This window comes from Arcicella sp. LKC2W (assembly GCF_034931005.1).
In the GTDB taxonomy this organism is placed as follows: Bacteria; Bacteroidota; Bacteroidia; order Cytophagales; family Spirosomataceae; genus Arcicella.
In genome coordinates, this window is the sequence record NZ_JAYGIN010000007.1 from 181,347 (window position 1) to 198,258 (window position 16,912).

General features: G+C 29.8%; 14 protein-coding genes. 11 read left to right on the forward strand and 3 right to left on the reverse strand.

The window, feature by feature from the left end:
- The first annotated feature begins 72 nt into the window (after positions 1-72).
- The 11 genes from VB796_RS07945 to VB796_RS07995 all read left to right on the forward strand — a co-directional run bounded on the left by VB796_RS07945 (position 73) and on the right by VB796_RS07995 (position 12,521).
- Positions 73-897 (forward strand): polysaccharide biosynthesis/export family protein, encoded by an 825-nt coding sequence (locus VB796_RS07945; RefSeq protein ID WP_323345989.1) that lies wholly within the window; start codon positions 73-75, stop codon positions 895-897.
- A gap of 106 nt (positions 898-1,003) precedes the next feature.
- Complete coding sequence (locus tag VB796_RS07950; RefSeq protein WP_323345990.1) at positions 1,004-3,310, forward strand: GumC family protein; 2,307 nt, start codon at positions 1,004-1,006, stop codon at positions 3,308-3,310.
- Between the two features lie 50 nt (positions 3,311-3,360).
- The gene (locus tag VB796_RS07955) at positions 3,361-4,656 is read left to right on the forward strand and encodes an oligosaccharide flippase family protein (protein ID WP_323345991.1); all 1,296 of its coding nucleotides are present in this window, start codon (positions 3,361-3,363) and stop codon (positions 4,654-4,656) included.
- A gap of 38 nt (positions 4,657-4,694) precedes the next feature.
- A complete protein-coding gene (locus tag VB796_RS07960; RefSeq protein ID WP_323345992.1) occupies positions 4,695-5,597 on the forward strand; it encodes an FkbM family methyltransferase in 903 nt (300 codons plus the stop codon).
- An 8-nt stretch (positions 5,598-5,605) separates the two neighbouring features.
- Positions 5,606-6,778 (forward strand): O-antigen ligase family protein, encoded by a 1,173-nt coding sequence (locus VB796_RS07965; protein ID WP_323345993.1) that lies wholly within the window; start codon positions 5,606-5,608, stop codon positions 6,776-6,778.
- 32 nt (positions 6,779-6,810) lie between these two features.
- On the forward strand, positions 6,811-7,515 hold the full coding sequence (locus tag VB796_RS07970; RefSeq protein WP_323345994.1) for a class I SAM-dependent methyltransferase: 705 nt from the start codon (positions 6,811-6,813) through the stop codon (positions 7,513-7,515).
- Between the two features lie 8 nt (positions 7,516-7,523).
- The gene (locus tag VB796_RS07975) at positions 7,524-8,474 is read left to right on the forward strand and encodes a nucleotide-diphospho-sugar transferase (protein ID WP_323345995.1); all 951 of its coding nucleotides are present in this window, start codon (positions 7,524-7,526) and stop codon (positions 8,472-8,474) included.
- A gap of 122 nt (positions 8,475-8,596) precedes the next feature.
- Positions 8,597-9,619 (forward strand): acyltransferase, encoded by a 1,023-nt coding sequence (locus VB796_RS07980; protein WP_323345996.1) that lies wholly within the window; start codon positions 8,597-8,599, stop codon positions 9,617-9,619.
- Positions 9,616-10,773 (forward strand): glycosyltransferase family 4 protein, encoded by a 1,158-nt coding sequence (locus VB796_RS07985; RefSeq protein WP_323345997.1) that lies wholly within the window; start codon positions 9,616-9,618, stop codon positions 10,771-10,773. The genes VB796_RS07980 and VB796_RS07985 overlap by 4 nt, the downstream gene beginning before the upstream one ends.
- A complete protein-coding gene (locus VB796_RS07990; protein ID WP_323345998.1) occupies positions 10,755-11,498 on the forward strand; it encodes a WecB/TagA/CpsF family glycosyltransferase in 744 nt (247 codons plus the stop codon). Before VB796_RS07985 ends, VB796_RS07990 begins: the two co-directional genes overlap by 19 nt.
- Positions 11,499-11,789: 291 nt before the next feature.
- Positions 11,790-12,521, forward strand: coding sequence for a tyrosine-protein phosphatase (locus VB796_RS07995; protein WP_323345999.1), 732 nt, complete (start codon positions 11,790-11,792; stop codon positions 12,519-12,521).
- Positions 12,522-12,635: 114 nt separating this feature from the next.
- On the opposite strand, the gene VB796_RS08000 is transcribed toward VB796_RS07995, so the two are convergent.
- From VB796_RS08000 to VB796_RS08010, 3 genes are all read right to left on the reverse strand, one after another.
- Positions 12,636-14,018 carry an undecaprenyl-phosphate glucose phosphotransferase gene (locus VB796_RS08000; RefSeq protein WP_323346000.1) on the reverse strand — a complete coding sequence of 461 codons (1,383 nt, stop codon included), beginning with the start codon at positions 14,016-14,018 and terminating at the stop codon, positions 12,636-12,638.
- 399 nt (positions 14,019-14,417) lie between these two features.
- Positions 14,418-15,995, reverse strand: a complete 1,578-nt coding sequence (locus VB796_RS08005) for a hypothetical protein (RefSeq protein WP_323346001.1) — start codon at positions 15,993-15,995, stop codon at positions 14,418-14,420.
- Between the two features lie 31 nt (positions 15,996-16,026).
- Entirely contained in the window at positions 16,027-16,725 is a 699-nt protein-coding gene (locus tag VB796_RS08010; RefSeq protein WP_323346002.1) for a hypothetical protein, read from the reverse strand.
- Positions 16,726-16,912: the final 187 nt, after the last annotated feature.

The following is a 16,912-nucleotide window of genomic DNA, read 5'->3' on the forward strand; positions in this document are numbered from 1 at the left end:
ATTATTGTTTTTTGGAAATAATTACTAATTTTAGATAATCTAAAACAGTTCAATCCGATTTATACATTAGCAATGCGAAAAAAAAACCGAAATAATTTTTCAACACTGTTGTTCAATTTTTTGATTTCATCTATAATTGCATCTTCTTTTTTTTTAAGCTCTTGTGTAAGCACCAAACAGATAAGCTATTTTCAAGGTGATACAACAAAAAATGTTCAATTAGCTTACACAACGCCTATTATTAGTAAAATTCAAACTGGCGATATCTTAGCCATTACCGTAAGTAGTCTAAATCAAGAGTCTAATGAAATTTTAAATTTCCCCAATGTCAATTCTCTAACAATGACCAATTTCCCAGGACAAATTAGTGGTCAACGAAATCAACCCTTAGGTGTTTTGGTAGATTCTACTGGTTGTGTTGTATTAGCATTTACTGGAAAAATTAAAATTGTAGATTTGAATCTTGAACAAGCAGCAGAAACTATTCGTATAGAAATGAATAAGTATTTAAAAGAACCTGCTGTCAATGTAAGATTCCTCAATCGAAAATTCTCTATTTTGGGAGAAGTGAATAAGCCCGCTGTTTATAATTTATTAGATGACAAAACGACTATTCTCGAAGCACTAAGTATGGCTGGTGATATAACCATTTATGGTCAAAAACAGAAAGTGATACTTATCAGAGAGAAAAATGGTAAGCGTGAAATGGCACATATAAACTTACTATCACGTGAAGTTTTTAGTTCCCCTTATTACTACATCCAAACAGGGGATTTAATATATGTTGAGCCATCAAATGCCAAAGCGACTTATAACGACAGAACAATTCAATTAATACCAGTTATCACAGGTATTACTACTACATTAATATTATTATTGACTTTCTTTAAAAAATAGTTTTTAGTAACTTAAAATAGCACTATTTTATCCCTTTTGCTTTTTATTCCAAGCGTAATCTAATTGCTTAATTTATTCTATTACCATCAGACCGCTCACTGAAACAATGAATAATATTGACTTTTTCAAAGAATCAGAAGATAACTTCGATTTAAAAATTGTTTTACTTAAGTACCTTAGGTATTGGTATTGGTTTTTCATAGCATTAGCAATTGCTTTTGTTGGGGCATTTCTATATCTGCAATATTCGACACCAATCTTTAGAGTATCTTCAGTATTACTTATAAAAGATGAAAAGAAAGGTGGAATGGGCGGAGCCAGCGAAATGCTTAAAGAATTGGATATCGCAGGGTCAAACAAGATTGTAGAGAATGAAATGGAAGTGCTAAAATCAAGAACTTTGTTTGAAAAAGTAGTTGATGAACTTAATCTAACAGTTTCATATTATACAGAAAGTCGCTTTAAAGATATTGAATTGTTCAACAATTCACCTTTGTCTATTCAATATACTTTTCTTGTTGATGAGGCATATAAGTATCCAATATTTATTACAACTATTGACCAACAGCATTATGAATTGCTTGATAATGAAAAAAAGTCACTTGGTAAATTTCGCTACTCTCAAGCAGTTAATTGTTCTTATGGGAAATTTAGAGTTTATCCTAATTTGAAAAACTTGGTGGTAGTAGGTCAAACAATAAAAGTAAAATTTTCAAGTAAAGATAGCTATATTGAATCGTTTTCGAAGAACTTACAAGTAGAATTGCTCAATTTGAAAAGTACTGTTGTACAACTAAACATGGAAAGTGGTGTTCCAGAAAAGGGGAAAGCTATTTTAGGAAAACTATTAGAGGCATATACATATAATGCTTTAGAAGATAAAAACCTTGAATCCACCAATACCTTACGTTTTATAGAAGATAGACTTCATTTAATTAGTAAAGAATTAGTGGATGTTGAGGGAGATGTAGAAAGCTATAAAAGACAAAAAGGAATTACTGATTTAAGTGAAGAAGCTAATTTAGTTTTGGAAAAAGTTAAAGAGAATGACTCTAAATTAAATGATGTAGATATACAATTAAAGGTATTGGAAGGCGTTGAGCGATACCTCCAAAGTAGTCAAAGGGGAGTTGCACCGTCCAATCTAATGGTCTCTGACCCAATATTGATTGGATTATTGGAAAAATTGAATGAATTAGAATTAGAACAAGAAAAAACAGGCAGAACAACACAGGCACAGAATCCTTTTCTACAAACTATTAATGCTCAAGTTAAGAATGTTAAACAGGCAATTCTTGAAAATGTGGCCAATCAAAAAAAAGGATTAACAATTACTAAATCAAGTTTTCAATCTTTGAATAATCGTTTTGAGACTTCTATACGCTCAATTCCTAAAAAAGAAAGAGAGTTTGTTAGTATAAAACGTCAACAAGGCATAAAAGAGAGTTTGTATCTCTTACTCTTACAAAAGAGAGAAGAAACAGCATTATCCTATGCTTCAACTGTTACTGACAGTAGGGTTGTTGATGCTCCGTATTCATCTCCTAAACCAATTAAACCTAATCCCCCAATTATTTATTTGATAGCTTTATTAATAGGTGTATTAGTACCTGCTGCATCAATCAATATAAAAGAGTTACTAAATGATAAGGTACAATCCCGAAAAGATATAGAAACGGCAACCAATTTGCCAATTTTTGGAGAAATAGGTTTAAAACCTAAAAATATGCCTGCAGCAGTTATTGATTTAAAGAGTAGAAGTTTTTTGGCAGAGCAATTTAGAATACTTCGTACAAATCTCCAATACATTAACGTTGATAATAATCAAGTTAAAGGAAAAGTTTTCATATTTACCTCTTCTACAAGTGGTGAAGGTAAGAGCTTTATCAGTATTAATCTAGCTGCAAGTATTGCCTCTCTTGGGAAAAAAGTGGTTTTATTAGAATTAGATTTACGAAAACCTAAAATATCAACATATTTAGAAATGCCAAGAGAAAAAGGGATCTCTAATTATTTAGTTGGACAATTAACAGTTAAAGAAATCCTCCAATCAACTAAATATGACAATCTATTTCTTTTATCAAGTGGACCAATTCCTCCTAATCCTGCAGAACTATTATCTAATGGTAAAATTGAACAACTAATAGCTAATTTAAGAGAGTCATTTGATTATGTAGTGATAGATTCTCCACCAGTAGGTTTAGTTACTGACTCGTTAATATTAGGAGAATTTGCAGATGCTTGTTTCTACTTAGTAAGGCACGAGGTTACTCCTAAACAAAATTTAGCAATTTTAAGTAATTTGAAAAAATTTGAGAAATTTAAGTCTTTAAATATTATTTTCAATGGGGTGAATTACAAGAATAGCCAAGAATATGGTTATGGTTATGGTTATGACTATGGGTATTATTAATGTATAAAATTTCTGAACTTTATTAAAAAGACAAACCTATAAATTAGATAATGATTAATAAAATACTCAAAAAAAATATTAGTCCAGAAAATCTAAATTCATTTGGTGCAATAATAGAAAAGGGATTTAAGTTCTCAAACCTTTTAGTATTTATTGTACTATCCAAATATATTGGTTTAAATAATTTTGCAAATTTTAGCTTTGTTTTCAATTTGCTTTTTTTCTTTTCATTAATTTTTGAGTCTGGATTGAAACAAGTTTTTATACGGGATTATCTATTATCTTCTAAAAATAGGGACAAAATTATATCTAATACATTAGGAACACTTGTCATTATTTCTATTTTTTTTTTCACAGTAGTAGCATTATATTATTTATTTGAACAAAATCATCTTATAAAAAACCTTCTTCTTATACTTTCACTTGGATATGTGCTCAAGCCTTTCTTAGTTTATAAGTATATTATTGAGGCAGAATTAAATTTATTAAAGTTCAATAGTAGATATTTTATAGTATTTATAGTTGGGTTATTTATTAAACTTATCATAGTATTGGTATATAAAGCAGAGGTTGATACATTAATGTATCTAATTTGTTTTATAATTAGTTTAGAGAATATATTTGAATGTATTCTTTTGAAGATATATTTCTCCAATTCCAATTTTTTTTTAGGTGAAATATCATTTGAAATTATCAAGAATATGTTAAGGGAGTCGTGGCCAATATTGTTTTCTGCTATAATGATTGGGTTGTATGCACGAATTGACCAAATTATCATGCGATTTATTACATCTCCTACTGAATTAGGGATTTATGCTTTTGTTGTACGAATTGTTGAAATTGGATATACCATTATAAGTTCTTTATTAATATCCGAATACCCGTCAGTAATTAAAGCCAAAGATAATTACGATGATTTGGAACAAACAATAGTTCATATAATATTGAAGAACCTGAAAATTACCTTTATTATATCCATAGTATTGTTGATTATTTCAATAGGAATAACTTTTACTATATATGGAAATACAAATATTAGCTTTAAGATTATTGTTTTGACAATCTCTCTTATGGTAACAAATATTTTTGTTGTTACAGGTACAATTTTAAATTATTATCTTTTGGTGAAAGAACTCAATCGGATTAGAGTTTATTCAACATTTATTGGAGTTGCTTTGAATGTTATGACCATTTTTATATTAGTACCTACTTATGGAGCTTATGGTGCGGTATTGGCATCATTAATAAGTTATGCAGTTGCTGGATTAGGGTATATTTATTTTTTTAACCAAACCAAGAAATTAAAAGGAGAAATTATACGTGCATTTATTACAAAATCTTTTTAAACTCTCACAAGTAATTAGGATTATTATAAGATAGATATATGGGAAATTTTAATTTTTTTAAAACAATACAGATTATTATAAAGAGCCCACAAAGTGGAAATATTAAAATAAAAGGGGTTCTGAAACATTTTATTTGGCAACTCAATAAAATGTTCAAAAAATTTCCACTAATTCTTAAATATTCAAGTTCGTATCTAAGAATCAATAATTCAAAAATAGGCTCAGGGGCATTAATAAATGCTTTGGAATTATATGATTATAATAATATGAGTCTGATTAAAGATTTAATAAAAGGCAATGGTGTTTTTTTTGATGTAGGAGCAAACATTGGTGTTTATTCAATATTAGTATCAGAACAAAGGTCAATTATGGTCCATTCATTTGAACCACATCCTATTACCTGTTCTTATCTACATGAAAACATAGAATTGAATTCAAGAGAAAATATTATATGTAATAATTTGGCTTTAACAAATAGCCCAAATACTACCATAAAATTTACTAATTACGATTCTAATTCGATTAACCATATTGTATTAAACAGCTCTGTTTCAACAGATTTAATAGAAGTCAAAGCTTTATCTGGATATGAATATTGCACTCAACATAATGTTACTCCAGATTTTATTAAGATTGATGTCGAGGGATTTGAGTTAGATGTTCTCATGAGTTTTGGAAAAATGATTGAAAAAACTAAAGTTTTATTTATTGAAACGAAAGGAGAGGTTACTCAAAACTTTCTAAATCGGACAAGTTCTATTACTCAATATTTAAGCGATTCGTTTGAATTTGAAGGTCCATTTAGATTAGATTTTAAGGCAAAAACTTTTTTTAAAGTTGAGCCTGACAACGATATTATTGAAGAAGATAGTATTTTTATTTCAAAAGCAATGATTGAACAAAAAGCGAATCCTTTATCAAATTATAAATTTGTTTATTAATTCAAATAATGCCACTTTTTTTTCGATTCATCTCTGATTTTTTTTGGAACTATAAAAGTATTTCTATGGTCGTAAATGTATATGCAATTTACTATCTGGTACTGTCTATAGCAAAGCAGAAAAGTATTACCAACAGTCGAATGCCTAAGTATATTTCCATTGTCATTATACTTTTTTATATATTTTTATTAAATGCTTACCTTATTAAAACGGATGAACAGTCAACTAAAATTTTTGCTAAAATATCTATCTCCTTATTACTATTTTTTATTGGAGTATTAAACACATCAATTATTAAGGATTCTCAGAAAATAGCAAAATTGTGTTCCTATTTTTTGGTGTTAGAACTGGCGTTTGCCCTAACAAATAATGGTTTTCAATTTTGGGGAGACGTAAAAACATTTTCTGGATATTTTTTTTTTAAAACAGATTTAGCTTTAGCTACCGTAATTTCTTTAGTATATATAATTTATTTTAGTCAATTTAAGACATATTTACTTTATTTTTTTATTTCAATCTCGCTGTTTCTAATTTATATAGCAAACTCTCGAATACATTTATTAACTTTTTTTTTAATAGTAGCAATATATTTTTCAAGAAAAACTTTGCTCAATAGATTAAGATTTTACCTTCTATTTTTATTTCCTTTAATTTTAATTCTATTTTATTTATTTAATTTAATCATCAGTAATTTCCAAGATTCGAGTCATAATAATAATTACCTGACGTTAAATTTTAGCAATTTTTACTCTGCTGAAAATTTACAAGGACGTGATCAGATTTGGAATATTTTGATGGAAAAATTTAAAATTGCTGATGTAAAAGATAAATTTTTAGGATTAGGACTTTCTGCCGATATAAAACTAAATGATAGGTTTTCTGAAAATACGGATTCGAATAATGCCCATAATAATTATCTGTTTTTGCTTATTTCAATGGGATATTTAGGCTCATTTTTCTTTTATCTATTTTCAATTATAAGTTTAAAAAAGTTCTTTAAAAATGCTCAGGTATATTCTGATGAAAAGAGAAGAGTTTTATTATTAGTTTTTATTTCACATATTATTTTATTTTTCACGTCAAGTTTCTCAAGCTCAACTCTAATTTTTCAACAAGAAACATGGTTTTATATGTTTTTTTCTGGGATGCTTTATAATAAGTGCTATTTTCCAAAAGTATAATAAATTACAATATAAAAATACATTAATCAATCATGGATAACATCGTTTTTTATAAGGAAAAGGACAGTTTATACTTCCAGAATAACCCTACTTGGCACGTTGAGGACTCTCCATGGAAGGCTACTCAAATATTGAAAATATTAAAACGCAATAACATTGATAGAAAAAAAATTGCAGAAGTTGGTTGTGGTGTAGGTGAAATACTTAATCAACTTCATCTACAATTAAACTCTCAATGCAAATTTTATGGATATGAAATATCTCCTGATGCTTTTTCTATTGCTCAAACAAGAACAAAGGAAAGACTTTCTTTTTATGAAAAAGATATTTTTGAAGAAAAACTTTTTTTCGATATTCTATTGGTAATAGATATTTTTGAACATGTAGAGAACTATATTGATTTTATAAGAAAAACTAAAGATGTAGCCGAATATAAGATTTTTCATATTCCTTTAGACATGAATGTTTCCAACATTTTAAGAGGAACTCCTATTACAATTGTCAGAAATAAAGTAGGGCATTTACACTATTTTAGCAAAGATACAGCTTTAGCTACATTGAATGATTGTGGACATGAAGTAATAGATTTTTTCTATACACCTGGTATGATGGAAACAGAAGGGAAAAGTTTGAAAACGAAACTGTTAAACCCTATAAGAAGGGTATTGTTTTTCATAAACCCTAATTTCGCCGTAAGGTTACTGGGAGGGTATTCATTAATGGTATTAACTAAATAATAAAATCAATGAGTTACAATACGCCAATTCTTTTTGTTGTTTTTAAACGAGTGGATACGACTCTACAGGTTTTTAATGCTATAAGAAAGATTCGACCTAAGAAATTATATATTGCAGCTGATGGTCATAGAGAATCAATAAAAGGAGAAAAACAATGTTGCGATGACGTTAAAAATATTGTTCAAAATGTGGATTGGGATTGTGACGTAAAATATTTATTTCAACCTAATAATTTAGGATCAGCTCTTAATGTTACTCAAGCTATAAGTTGGGTATTTGAACAGGAAGAAAGATGTATAATATTAGAAGATGACACGTTGCCAAACTCGTCATTCTGGAAATTTATGGAGGAGATGCTTGAAAAGTATAAATTTGAAAAAAGGGTTATGCAAGTAAATGGACTTTGCCCATATAGAAATATTAGCAATTACGAATATAGCTATACATTTTCAAGATGCTTATTTCATTGTTGGGGTTGGGGTACATGGAAAGAATCATGGGAGAAATTTGATTTCTCAATGGAAAAATTTAATAAATCATTGGAAATGGGAGAAATGAAAATTATAGTCAATCCTATTTATCGTTTTTTGTATTTGAGAAATATTTTTAAGCATCGAATTTATTTTCCCAAATCATGGGATGGACGTTGGGTAACATCATGTTTAGCAGAATCGGGTTTAGCAATTTTGCCTTCTAAGAATATGGTGGTTAATCTTGGGTTAAATCATCAATTTGCTTCTCATACTATTGAAGGAGAACATTCTTTTGAAAATTTAACACTTGAGGAAATATCATTTCCACTCAAGCATCCTTCAAAAATACACATTGATGAGGCATTGGAGAACAATGGATTGAAGGCTTTCTTTAACATTTCTCTTATAAAAATGTTAAAAATATTTTTCAAGAAACCTGTAAATGAAATAAGTTTCCTCTATAACCATTTTTTAGGTAGAACATAAGTTTTTATGAATATTGGTTAGAAATTAGTTTTTGATTGTTGTAAGTTGTTGATTGATAGAATGGTATCGCCATGTTATCGTAAATAAATATTACCCGTTATCTTAATCTAATCTACTTCAAAATGAATGGTAAAATAGAATTGCTGCAAGTCTATAGAGGTTTCGCTGCATTACTTGTTGTCTTACATCATATAGCTTCCTCTTGTGAGTTTTATTTGAAATTTATGCCATTCAATGATTTTTTTAAGATTGGTTGGAGTGGCGTCGATTTTTTTTTCGTACTCAGTGGTTTTATTATCACTTTTAAACATTATCAAGATATTGGTCATCCAGAAAGCCTTCTTGGTTATTTTAAAAAGAGATTTTATAGAATATACCCTACATACTGGGTAGTGTCTTCGTTTGCATTGTTTTTAATGTTAATAAGCGGAATGAAAATAGTACATGAAGAATTATTAACAATTCCATTTATTCTAAAGTCATATCTATTGATTCCTACCACCTATCCATTCTTGGGAGTTGCTTGGTCTTTATGTTATGAAGTATTTTTTTATGTTATTTTTGGTTTTTTAGTCTATTATGGAAATAAATTAATTCTTCCACTTATTGCTTTTTATGTTATTTTTTTATTTACAGTTTTATTTTTAAACATTAATAATGAAGTCATACTTTTTTTAGGTAGCCCATATCATATTGAGTTTTTATTTGGATGTACTATTGCATATATAAATATAAAGTATAAACCTTCTTATAATAAACTCTTCTTTCTCTTTGGATTATTGCTTTTCTCATTAGGTTATTTCCTTTGTTTCAAAGAGATAATATTAAAGACTTCAATTTTTGCAAGATTTTTTTTTGGAATATCTTCCAGCCTGATTATTGACCAATCTTTAAAAATAAAGACTATTTATAGTTTTAAAAAACTACTTTCTTTAGGTAATGCGTCTTTTAGTTTATACTTAATACACCCAATTATAATACCTATCTTTTTTAAATCAGTTGCTAAACTGGATTTGATTTACTCTAACTTTTATATTTATACTATCATTGTTTTATGCATTACATCATGTTATTTTATTTCTTTAAAATATTATGAATATATAGAAGAGCCATTAGTAAAATCTCTGCAAACAAATAGGATATGAATATTTTACAAATACATAATTTTTATATTTTTAAGGGCGGAGAGGACGAGGTTGTTTTGGCAGAGAAACAAATGCTTGAACAAAAAGGACATAATGTAATTTCTCTTACCATTCATAATGAGGTTATGAATTCTTATTTTTCAAAAAAAAAAGAATTTTATGAGGTTCTAATGAACATCATAGTAAGTCAAAAAATTGACGTTGCACATATTCACAATGTCTATCACATTATCGGTAATAATATCTATAAAACTTTAGCAACATACAATATTCCCATTGTTCAGACTTTACACAACTTTCGATTCTTGTGTCCATCGGGTTTATTTTTAGACAACCAAAATAATGTTTGTGAAAGATGTATTAATGGGAATGTCACATCTTGTGTCCTAAAAAAATGTTATCAAAAAAGTTATATTAAATCACTTGGAATGGCATTGCTTGCTAATAAAGGACGAAAAGTGGTAAACAATTATGTTGATGAATTTATTGCCCTAAATTCGTTTTCAAAAAATAAATTTGTTGAAAGTGGTTTTAAAGAGGAGAATATATCTGTAAAGAGTAATTTCCTGAAAATTGAAAAAAAAGAATTTGTAAATACCTATTCCTATTTTTTATATGTCGGTAGACTTTCCCCTGAAAAAGGCATTGAAACACTTATTAAAGCTTTTGCACAAAGTAATTTACCATTGAAAATTGCAGGTTCGGGTACGGAAATTTATGTTGAGGAATTAAAAAAACTTGCAAAAAATAATAAGAATATAGAATTTATTGGCTTTGTAAGTGGTCAAGCAAAGGAAAAAATATTTCAAAATGCAATTTCATTAATAATTCCATCCAATTGTTATGAAAACTTCCCTATTTCTATCCTTGAGGCTTATGGTTTAAGGAAACCTGTCATTTGTTCTAATATCGGAGGATTACCTTCTATCGTTAAAAATGGTGTTACAGGGCTTCTGTTTGAATCTGGAAGTAGTGACAGTTTACTCCAAGCAGTAAACGCTATCACTGAAAATAATCAATTTGAAGTATTTGGACAAAATGGTTATGACTATTTTTTGAACAATTTTACCGAAGAATATAATTATCAGCAATTGATGGCAATTTATAACTCTGCTATCGAAAATAGAGAAAAAAAATGCAAAAACACTTTCTGATAAGTATCAATATCTCTAAAGGTTTATATCAGGATTTTATAAATGAAATTTTAAATCTTTCAGCTAAACGTCAATCCTCTTATGTATGTGTTGCCAATGTTCATATGTGTATAGAGGCTTATCATAATTCATCTTTTGCTGACGTTGTTAATAACGCTGATATAGTCACCCCTGATGGTAAACCTTTAGTTTTTGGAATAAAATGGCTTGATGGCATTGAACAAGCCCGTGTTGCTGGGCCAGATTTGATGCCATCGCTATTGGCGGAGGCTCAACAAAAAGAACTTAAAGTATTCTTCTATGGAGCAACTCCCGATGTATTAAATTTATTAGTTACCTTTTGCAAGCAAAAATACCCTGATTTATCTATCGCAGGGGCAATATCTCCACCGTTTAGGACACTAACTTGTGAGGAAGAAAACGAACATATTAATAGGATAAATTCATCAGAAGCTAATCTTGTTTTTGTGGCACTGGGTTGTCCCAAACAGGAAATCTGGATGCATAGAATGAAGGGGAAAATTAATGCCGTGATGCTTGGAGTAGGAGGGGCTTTCCCGATGCTGGTAGGAGTTGAAAAGAGGGCTCCGTTATGGATGCAAAAGAATGGTCTTGAATGGTTTTATCGTTTAATGCAAGACCCTAAACGCTTATTTAAAAGATATTTTGTGACCAATTCTTGGTTTGTATATCTTTTATTTAAAGAAAAGATTTTGGGTAAATAAGTCAATATTACTGTCTGTGTTTCAAATTTTGCTTCAAATATTAATGTTTATTGATAAGTATCAGGACTCTTAATTAACCGTAAAATAAGTTATTTTGCTTCATGATGAGATAAGTCTTATCTTGTAGTAAATTACACTTGTTAGTCAATCATCCAATGAAATAGGCACTTATCCCTGTGTTGCGTATACATAACAATTAATTAGATAGAAAAATACTATATTCCTAAGGCTATTAATGCTTATACTTTGTAATCAAGTTATAACCAGTGGTATAAATTAAACCTTAAAGCTATGTTTTCTTTCTTCAAAAAGAGAATAGATAAAAATCTTCCTCTATTTTCTAATATTCATACTGATTTTCACTCCCACTTGATTCCTGGAGTTGATGATGGTTCGCCAGATATCGAGTCCAGCATTTTTTATATTAAGGAGTTAGTGAAATTAGGATTTAAAAAAATTATTACGACTCCTCACGTCATGTCGGATTTTTATCCAAATACGTCAGAAAAACTATTGGAAGGGTATTATCTTTTGAAGAAACACTTGGAAGAACAAAGCGTAGAAGTAGAGTTTGGGTTGGGAGCAGAGTATTTTTTAGATGAAAACTTTGACAATATTCTATCACAAAATCAAATTTTATCCTTTGGTAACAATCATGTTCTAATAGAAATGTCTTTCATAGAACCATATAGGGAACTGCATCAAGTTGTTTTTAATCTTATCTCAAAAGGCTATACCCCAATTCTTGCTCATCCCGAACGTTATCCATACTTTGCTAATAAGCTAAAAAAGCTAAATGAAATAAAAGATATGGGATGCTTATTTCAGGTTAATACTTTATCGCTAACAAATTATTATGGGACTACCGTACAGAAGTTAGCGTTACAATTATTTGCCAATAACATGGTAGAATTTATTAGTACAGATTTGCATCATAAACGCCATCTTGAAGCATTACAAAATTTTCCAGTAGATAAACAAAAACTTATTGAAAAGTCAAATCTTCTTAATAATACCTTATAGATTTCAGTTTTGAAATCTATAAGGTATTTACTTTTGATGTGGTTTATTGAACAGCTCATCGTGTCAATATTGAAAGTGAGCAAACATATTTACGAACTGAAGTGATATTACACTTCAATATGCCATTAAATCGCCTTTTACCATACTGTAAATCGTCATTCCAACAATTTTAGCATCGAGCCACGGTGTCCAGTTTTCGATGTACCAAATATCGAAATCGACCCTTCTTTTCATCAAAGAAATATCTTTGGTTTCACCTCTATATCCATTAGCTTGAGCCCATCCCGTGATGCCAGGTTTTACCCAATGACGAATCAAATAGCCATCAATGAAATCTTTGGTTTCGAGATTATGCTTTACCGCATGAGGTCTTGGACCTACAACAGACATATCACCAAGCAAAACATTGAAAAATTGAGGTAATTCATCAAAATTTGTTTTTCTGAGTAATGCCCCAATTCGTGTAACTCTGGGGTCGTTCTTGGTGGTTTGTTGAAATTTGTCGTCTGCTTGCTCATTCTGTACATACATTGTTCTGAACTTAAAACATTTAAAACTTTTATTCCCTTTGCCCCATCTATCTTGAATAAAAAAGACAGAGCCTTTTGAGTCTAATTTGATTAGTAAAGCGATAAGCGGGAATAACCATGAAAAAACCAATATTACGGCTAATAAACTAAATAGAATATCCATAACTCTTTTTGAAAGAAAAGAGTCGAGTTCTTCTAAGGGTTCGCTTCTTACCGTGATGAGCGGATAGTCCCCAAATATTTCCATTTTAAAACGCTTTGTGTTAAATTGAAAGTAGTTTGGGATGATTCTCGCCCTTACTGCACATTTATCTGTAATGACTATTAATCGTTTTATTTCTTCCGTCGTATAATCATGTGCGGTTACTATAACTTCGTCTATTTTCTGACCATTCAACACCGATAATAAATTATTGATATTACCTAAATAATGCCCGTTTAGTGTTTTGGGATTTAGTTTATCAACAAAGCCAACCACACTATAACCAAACTGAGAATTGTTTTCAATCATATCTCTAAAGTTAAGGGCAATATCTCCAGTTCCTACAATCAGTATTTTCTTTATGTTTCTACCATTTTTTCTCAGATATATAAATAATTTCTTGAATAAATACTTTTTCACTGAGAGAATAAGCAATAATAAAAAAGGGTAAAAAATAGAAAATGTGCGTTGAAAACGGTGTTCATTCAAAGAGAATTGAATCATTACTGTCAGAACATATTGAGAAAATATGTTGGGCAATAATAATAGAAATTCATCTATGAAGCGTAAAGTCCTAAACTCGTCGTATAGATTACTTATTTTACTTGAAAAATACCATACAACTATGAGTATAAACACTAAGTAAAAATCATACTTATTGATACCTCTGCGACTCCATTGTGCTGCCACGAAAAAGCAGGTAATAATCACAATTAAATCAGAGATAGTACGAAAAATTATCGCTTTTTGACTCGAATATTTCATAAAAGGGTAGTCGTGTTTATTTGATAACCATTTTGTCAAACAGTTATCGGTGGCGGAGGTAATGTTGTTTCTAAGCAGTTTAATAATGTGTTATACATTTTAATTTTAAAATGTATGTCTTGCATCCTTTTATCTGTCATCAACTAAAAAGTGATGGACAGCGTTGACTATTTACGCTAATGGGAAGTTGTACGATAAATAAATTGATAGTTGTAATTAAAATTTATTGGCGGATAAAAAATGTACAACTCATTTGTGTATGACAAGCAACCGAACTGAATTTTTCAGTGACCTAAAAAATGTGAAACTGGCTATATCTTTACCTTTATACAAGCAAAGGTTAACAAGAAAATTACTTGAATAATTAATTATTTCATAGGCAAGATTTCTTTGGAAAAATTATTTGCAATATTGCTCTCCGTTTAGTTTTATTAAATAATGTGATTGTAGAATGGTAGTATCTTTTTGCAGAAAAGGCCAACCCTGAGCAGGATTTGTGGTTGACCGTAAAATATATCTTTTTCCCAACTGTAATTTGTTGGTAGTAAGTTTTCTATTATTACGAGTCAATTTGAATAAATCCTTCCAACTGTTTAGAGCTGAGTTGCTTAGTCTATATTGTGAGTACATTTCTGCTGGAAAATCTGCTTCATTCAATAGTTTGCCATCAGGACAGTTTACTACTAATTCAAGTGTAATAGGTTGTGGTTGAGGAATCGTAATATTTACATTAATCTGCTGTTCTGTGCATAAATCAAAAGGGGCAGATTGATATATTGGTTTGGCTAAATCTCCCCCATATTCAGAATTATAATCAAATATTTGTAAATAAACATGATTGGGTCTTCTGCCAGCTAATGAGGTCTTAGCACCATTATTGATATTCAAATAAAAGGCACCAACTTCTGTTCGTTTAGTAGCTTCTATCAATTTTGCAAAATAATAAATATCAGCATTTGAGAATTGACTATTAATGACAATCGTTGGGGCTTTCTCACATACTTGGTACATTTCACCAAAAGTATAATAGCCAGATTTGGAAATTTTTACTGATACCTCCAGCTTGCCTCTATTGTTTAGTTTTAAGACATATTCCCCTAATTGCGTCCAGACTCCACCAATGTATCCCCAAAACATTATTTTGTCTCCTACTTTTAACTTTTCCCCAGAGGTATGAATGTTGTTGCCATTAATTTCAACGGTAATATCTATTGGTTCTGAAAACGAATCTACTTTTTGATATTGCTCATTAAAAAGCTCTGTTTGGAAAAAACAAAAGTTATGAAAATCAAATGGTTTTAATGTTTTTCCATTCAAATCAATAGCATTATAAACGGTGTATGCGTTTGGTACGTAGCTCTTGGCATTTCCTTCAAAATACGTGAGAATCGTTGTTATTTTTCCTGTAACGGGTTGATTAAACTCGTCTTTTAAATTTACCCCCTCTTGTATCGCCAATGAAAGGTTTTCACTCTTTCCTTTCAAATTAACTGAGAAAGCCGAAATATTACCATTGCTTGTTGTATTGCTTTGATTTTCAGTGCTTTCTAAGCCATTTGGCAAGTTGTTAGTTTTAAATAAGGGCATATTTATATCATAATTTCTTTGGTCTATAATATAAAAACTTTTGATACTCTCTATGTATCCTTCTGCCTCAACTACAACTGAAAATTTAAGAGGTCTGGTCAAATAATCGGGTGAAATTGCGATGCCCAAAATACCTTCTTTGCTACACGTAATTTTTTTTCCTCCCACCGAATTAACCACTTTGTCTGCATCTGTGCCTACGATTGAAACTTTTAAATCTTTAGGAATCCGTTCAGGGTCTGTAACATTAGCATTATAGTAATGAATTTTTATAGCAGATGTTGCCAAAGCATCTTTTGTTTTAATGACAACACCCTCAAGAGGATTTTGACAAGCATAAGCTATTGTAATAACGAAAACAATGCTTAATAATAAAGATATAGCTTTCATACAATTGAATTTGGTTTAGCGATATTGCTATTCATTTAAAATTATAATATATCTGTATTTTTAAGTAAGGCAAAAAGGAGTAGCCTCTCATATTGTTTTCTATTTGTGGTATTACTTCATCAATGTTTGTTAAATCCAATACTCCTGTATAGTCGAGTAATATCTTTGGACTTCCGATATAATAACTTCCTAATTCAAAATTCCCTGCGATTCGCTTCTTTTCAGAAATTGTTTTTCCCAATCCTAAACCTAAAAAGGGAGCTAATTTATTCCATTTCAATTCAAAATTTATTTTCCCAAAATCTTCAGCAGATAAGACTAAATCTTTCGTGTCAAAGCCTGTGTCTGAGTCAGTTAAGGCTGCAAACTTTGAATCAAAAAAATAGCTAATGCCTCCCGTCACAAAAAACGATTTTCTCTTAAATGGCATATAGTCAACACCTAAATAGCTTTGTCCCATTCTGATATCAGGAGCTATTCTAATAACCGTTTTAGCGTTATAATTATAGTTGTATAGTTTGCCATATCCGACGTACGTAGCCCCAAACTTGAATACAAAATTTGATGCTTTATTTATTTTACCAGCAAAACTTAGACCTCCTCCCAATGTGCCAATATGAATTCCAACAGCTTTATTGAAAGCCAAAGAATCAGATAGTTGTTTCCCAAAAGAATGTCCGCCTAACAAGAGAATTGAAAAACAAAGAATATTGACTTTCAAATAATTCATCTGGTATCAATTAAAAATAGTTTCTAATGATTTTCAAAATCTACTAAACAAAAGTAACGATATGGTATATACGATTAAGGTCAAGCAATATAAAACTGCCTGATAATTAATGGAGTTATTAAAACAGAAATGAATGATGGAGCAAGAATAAATAATTATAAAAACATCTTTAAAAGTATAGACATAC

What these genes read in the sequence shown, in the direction of transcription:
- VB796_RS07945 (WP_323345989.1), top strand. Translation starts at nt 73, where the DNA reads ATGCGAAAAAAAAACCGAAATAATTTTTCAACACTGTTGTTCAATTTT.
- VB796_RS07950 (WP_323345990.1), top strand. Translation starts at nt 1,004, where the DNA reads ATGAATAATATTGACTTTTTCAAAGAATCAGAAGATAACTTCGATTTA.
- VB796_RS07955 (WP_323345991.1), top strand. Translation starts at nt 3,361, where the DNA reads ATGATTAATAAAATACTCAAAAAAAATATTAGTCCAGAAAATCTAAAT.
- VB796_RS07960 (WP_323345992.1), top strand. Translation starts at nt 4,695, where the DNA reads ATGGGAAATTTTAATTTTTTTAAAACAATACAGATTATTATAAAGAGC.
- VB796_RS07965 (WP_323345993.1), top strand. Translation starts at nt 5,606, where the DNA reads ATGCCACTTTTTTTTCGATTCATCTCTGATTTTTTTTGGAACTATAAA.
- VB796_RS07970 (WP_323345994.1), top strand. Translation starts at nt 6,811, where the DNA reads ATGGATAACATCGTTTTTTATAAGGAAAAGGACAGTTTATACTTCCAG.
- VB796_RS07975 (WP_323345995.1), top strand. Translation starts at nt 7,524, where the DNA reads ATGAGTTACAATACGCCAATTCTTTTTGTTGTTTTTAAACGAGTGGAT.
- VB796_RS07980 (WP_323345996.1), top strand. Translation starts at nt 8,597, where the DNA reads ATGAATGGTAAAATAGAATTGCTGCAAGTCTATAGAGGTTTCGCTGCA.
- VB796_RS07985 (WP_323345997.1), top strand. Translation starts at nt 9,616, where the DNA reads ATGAATATTTTACAAATACATAATTTTTATATTTTTAAGGGCGGAGAG.
- VB796_RS07990 (WP_323345998.1), top strand. Translation starts at nt 10,755, where the DNA reads ATGCAAAAACACTTTCTGATAAGTATCAATATCTCTAAAGGTTTATAT.
- VB796_RS07995 (WP_323345999.1), top strand. Translation starts at nt 11,790, where the DNA reads ATGTTTTCTTTCTTCAAAAAGAGAATAGATAAAAATCTTCCTCTATTT.
- VB796_RS08000 (WP_323346000.1), bottom strand. Translation starts at nt 14,018, where the DNA reads ATGAAATATTCGAGTCAAAAAGCGATAATTTTTCGTACTATCTCTGAT.
- VB796_RS08005 (WP_323346001.1), bottom strand. Translation starts at nt 15,995, where the DNA reads ATGAAAGCTATATCTTTATTATTAAGCATTGTTTTCGTTATTACAATA.
- VB796_RS08010 (WP_323346002.1), bottom strand. Translation starts at nt 16,725, where the DNA reads ATGAATTATTTGAAAGTCAATATTCTTTGTTTTTCAATTCTCTTGTTA.